A 4,497-nucleotide genomic window follows, 5' to 3' on the forward strand; every position below is an offset into this window, starting at 1 on the left:
ATGATGTTGCGCTTGAGGCCCTCGTAGCTGCCCGGGATGCCCTTGGCCTTCATGATGCTCAGCGACTGCTTGATCCAGCCGTCGAGGTTGTTGGCGGTACCGGCCTTGCCCTGGGAGGTGGTGCTGCCGTCGTTCGAGGACGCGTTGACCACGGAGGAGGCCGACACCTGCGTCGCTTCGGCGGCCTGGGCGTTCGCGGGCATCAGAGTGAGGGCGACGGCCGCCGCGCCGGTGGTGGTGATGCCGGTGAGGGCGAGGGTGCGCAGGCGAGCGATGCGGGTGCGGGTGATCATGGTCATACGGAAGGAACTCTCCACGAAAGGACGTAGTGGGTGCCGGCCGCTGTTGGTCGCGGTGGCCTGGGGCGGTGCCCCGGGTTGCGTCGGGAGCGGACGGATCCGGCGGTGTTCCGCTCGGTCCGGCCGGTGTGTCCCGGCGACGACAGCAATGTTTATCGGCGAGCTGGGCGCTGCGCAATGATGTGACGTACTACCCAACTACGTAGTAATGTCCGAAATCGGCTGTTAAATGGTGACTTCTGCGCAGGTCGGCCGGGTGGAGAGTCTACGGCCCCGGCTAGGATGTGATCTGGCTCCTATGGGTGGCATCACACGCAGGGCCCCTCTGGCGGGGGTTCGGAGTCGACTCGCGAGGGGTAAATCGGGGTCTCACGATGGAAGACCCAGACCATCGACCCCCTTGGACGGCACCATGTCCGTGACCCGCCCCAAAGGCTCCGCGAGGGCCCGGCACCGGATCATTCTGGGAAGCGCGCTCGGCGGCCTTGTCCTCGCCGGCGGGCTCGTCGGCTGCGGCAACGGCCAGAGCGCCGGATCCTCGCCCTCGGTCGGCACTCCCCGTACGCCGAACGTCTCATCGTTCTCCGGTACGCCGCCGTCGGCCCTGGCGTCCTCGGCCTCCTCGGCGATCAGCTCTGCCCGGGCGTCCGCCTCCGCGGCGGCGTCCTCCGCCTCGGCCCGCGCCTCCGAGTTCGAGGCCTCGGTGGACGCCGAGACCCAGCGCAGGAGTGCGGCAGCAGAAAAGGAGCTGAAGAACGTCAAGGGCCGGGGCAACGCGCTCTCCGAGGTCGCCATGACGGGCATCCCGAGGTCGCAGACCGGCGGCGTACTCGCGGTCCTGGTCACCATCACCAACAAGACCGACAGCACGGCCTCCTACGCCGTACAGGTCGACTTCAAGGACGCGTCCGGCAAAGTGGTCGAGACGCGGTACGTCGGCGCGGAGCACCTGGAACCCGGGAAGAAGGACCAGCCCATCGCCTTCAGCCACCAGCCGCAGGAGGCGAAGCTGACGCCTGTCCTCGCCAAGGCCCAGCGCTACTGACGCCGGACGGCACGTCCGGCTGCCGGAGCCTGCCGGCACGGACGGGGCCAGGGGTGTGCCGCCCCTGGCCCATGGTGACGTGCTCATGTACGTGGCCGGCCGGTCCGTCGTTGCCCTCGTGTGCGGCGTCCGCGGCCGATGAGGAGACACTCCCGGCACGGGGGTGACACGGCCCGCCGGAGTCGGCATCTACACTCAGTTGGTAGCCGCAAGCAACGGAACGTCGGTGGTGCTCGTCCGTTGCCGTATCTCGAAGGCGATCTGGCCGACCGCACGTACACAAGCCTCGGAGCCGGGCCGGGCCCGGGTGGCGAGGCGAGGCAAGGAGATCCGCACGCATGACCACGTCCGCATCCCCGGCCCGTGGGGGTACCGAAGCGATATCGGAACCGGTCGGCAGGCTGACGCACCGTCAGATCATGACGATCCTCAGCGGCCTGATGCTGGGGATGTTCCTCGCGGCGCTCGACCAGACCATCGTCAGCACCTCGATCCGCACGATCGCCGACGATCTGCACGGACTCAGCGCCCAGGCGTGGGTCACCACCGCGTACCTGATCACCTCCACCATCAGCACGCCGCTGTACGGCAAGCTGTCCGACCTCTACGGCCGCAAGCCCTTCTTCCTGGCGGCCATCACGATCTTCATCGCCGGCTCGGCGGCCTGCTCCTTCGCCACCTCGATGACGGAGCTGTCCGCCTTCCGGGCCTTCCAGGGCATCGGCGCGGGCGGTCTGATGTCACTGGCGCTGGCGATCATCGGTGACATCGTGCCGCCCCGCGAGCGGGCCCGGTACCAGGGCTACATGCTCGCCATGTTCGGCTCCTCCAGCGTGCTCGGCCCGCTGATCGGCGGATTCCTCGCGGGCCGCAGCAGCATCCTGACCATCGCCGGCTGGCGCTGGGTGTTCCTGGTCAACGTGCCGGTCGGCATCATCGCGCTGTTCGTCGTCGCCAAGGTGCTGAACCTCCCGCACTCCCGGCGCGAGCACCGCATCGACTGGTGGGGCGCGCTCACCATCGCCGTCGGCGTGGTGCCGCTGCTGCTCGTGGCCGAGCAGGGCCAGGACTGGGGCTGGACCTCCACGAGGGCTTACGTCTGCTACGCGGTCGGCGCGGTCGGCCTGCTGGTGTGGGTCCTCGTCGAACGGGCCATGGGCGAGGAGGCCCTGATCCCGATGCGGCTGTTCCGCAGCCCGGTGTTCAGCAAGATGAGCCTGCTGTCCGTCCTCATCGGCATGGGCATGTTCGGCGGGATGATGATGATCCCGCTGTACCTGCAGATCGTGAAGGGCGTCAGTCCCACCAAGTCCGGCCTGCTGATGCTGCCGCTGATGGTCGGCATGATCGCCGGGACCATCGTCGTCGGACGCATCATCCAGAAGACCGGCAAGTACAAGATCTTCCCGGTCATCGGCACTCTGCTGATCATCGCCGCCATGCTGCTGTTCCACTACCGGGTGCAGTGGGACACCGCACTGCCGGAGACCATGGCCTACATGGCCCTGTTCGGCATCGGCCTCAGCGGATGCATGCAGATCCTGACGCTGGCCGTGCAGAACGCCGTGGAGCCCAAGGACATGGGCGTGGCGACCGCGTCGGCCACCTTCTTCCGGCAGATGGGCGGCACCGCCGGCACCGCGGTCTTCCTGTCCGTGCTGTTCAGCACCGTCGGCGACAAGATCGGCTCGGCCTTCCGGACGGCGTATGAGACGCCCGCGTTCCGGGCCGCGCTGCACGACCCGGCCGTACGGGCCAACCCCGCGAACAAGCCGGTGCTGGAGATGTTCCAGCACCCGCAGGCGGGTGGCGGGAGCGGCTCGGGCGTGCTCGACGACTCCTCGTTCATCCAGCGGCTCGACCCGCGCCTGGCCCAGCCGTTCAAGGTCGGTTTCACCGACTCGATGCAGCTCGTGTTCCTCATCGCGGCGGCCGTGCTGGTCCTGGGCTTCCTGGTCGCGGTGTGGACCAAGGAGGTACCGCTGCGCAAGGTCTCCGGACTGGAGGCCCGGGCCGCCGAGGAGAACGCCGGCCCCGCCCAGGAGCCGGTCGCGACCGCGACCGCGGAGCAGGCCGAGACCTCGGCCGCCCAGCCCACCGCGACCACGGCCACCGGGCCGGCCGATCGCTTCGAACCCGTTCCGGGCGCTTCGTCGTACGGCGTCCACGGCCGGGTGCTGGACGGCGCGGGCGCGCCGGTGCCGCAGGCCGTGATCACCTTGATCGACGTGAACGGACGGCAGCTCGGCCGCGCCGTCAGCGGCGCGGACGGGGCCTACGCGCTGTCCGCCAGCGGTCCCGGCACCTATGTGCTGATCGGCGCCGCCGGCGCCCGGCAGCCGCAGGCCGTCACGGTGCTGGTCGATGACGAGCCGGTCGAGTGCGACCTCGCGCTCAGCGGCACCGTGGCCCTCACCGGGACGGTCCGGGACGCCGTCGACGGGCAGCCGCTGTCCGGAGCCCTGCTGGTCGCCACCGACGTGCGCGGCGAGGTCGTGGCCTCCGGCGTCTCGGCAGCCGACGGTGCTTTCGAGCTCGCCGATCTGGTCCCCGGCGGCTACACGCTCGTGGTGAACGCGCCCGGACACCGCCCGGCCGCCCTCGCGGTCGACGTCACCCCCGGAGCCGCGGACGGCTGCGAGATCCGCCTCGAACCCGGCGCCCGGCTCCGCGGTGTCGTCAGCACCGCGACCGGCCGGCCGCTCGGCGACGCCAAGGTCACCCTGCTGGACTCGGCCGGGAACGTGGTCGGCACCACGATCACCGGCTCCGACGGCGCCTACGGGTTCACCGACCTCGACGGCGGCGAGTACACCGTCATCGCCGGCGGTTACGCCCCGGTCGCTGCCTCGGTGCACCTCGACGGCAGCGCCGTCACCGGCTTCGACGTCGAGCTGTCCCACCAGGAGCAGTCCCGGTAGCGGCACCGTGCCGGAACGCACGTGAACGATCTTCGCGGAGTCCTCGCAACATGGGACGCCTTGCGTCGGGCTGTGACCCGAGCACGTGCGAAATGGTGGGACGTGAGAGCGTGCAGGACGTGAGTGAGACACCGACGCACCGTTCCTAATCAGTGAGCAGTAGTGAGTCTTGGACCCATACCTGGTCACTGCGGGCATCCCGAACGGTTTTGGATGTCCTGGTCGCCCGCTT

2 protein-coding genes and 1 pseudogene are annotated in these 4,497 nt (G+C 69.4%); 2 read left to right on the plus strand and 1 reads right to left on the minus strand.

Annotated elements, in window-relative coordinates:
• A pseudogene (locus AB0M27_RS46845) lies at positions 1 to 299 on the minus strand (hypothetical protein); the annotation flags it as partial.
• Between the two features lie 412 nt (positions 300 to 711).
• On the opposite strand from AB0M27_RS46845, the gene AB0M27_RS46850 reads away from it, so the two are divergent.
• Together AB0M27_RS46850 and AB0M27_RS46855 are read left to right on the plus strand one after the other, a co-directional pair.
• Positions 712 to 1,344: a hypothetical protein gene (locus AB0M27_RS46850; RefSeq protein WP_365732314.1), complete on the plus strand. Its 633-nt coding sequence runs from the start codon at positions 712 to 714 to the stop codon at positions 1,342 to 1,344.
• Positions 1,345 to 1,682: 338 nt separating this feature from the next.
• Positions 1,683 to 4,265: a DHA2 family efflux MFS transporter permease subunit gene (locus AB0M27_RS46855; RefSeq protein WP_365732315.1), complete on the plus strand. Its 2,583-nt coding sequence runs from the start codon at positions 1,683 to 1,685 to the stop codon at positions 4,263 to 4,265.
• The last annotated feature ends 232 nt before the right edge of the window (positions 4,266 to 4,497 follow it).

The sequence above is a fragment of the Streptomyces sp. NPDC052107 genome, from assembly GCF_040680215.1.
Taxonomy (GTDB): domain Bacteria; phylum Actinomycetota; class Actinomycetes; order Streptomycetales; family Streptomycetaceae; genus Streptomyces.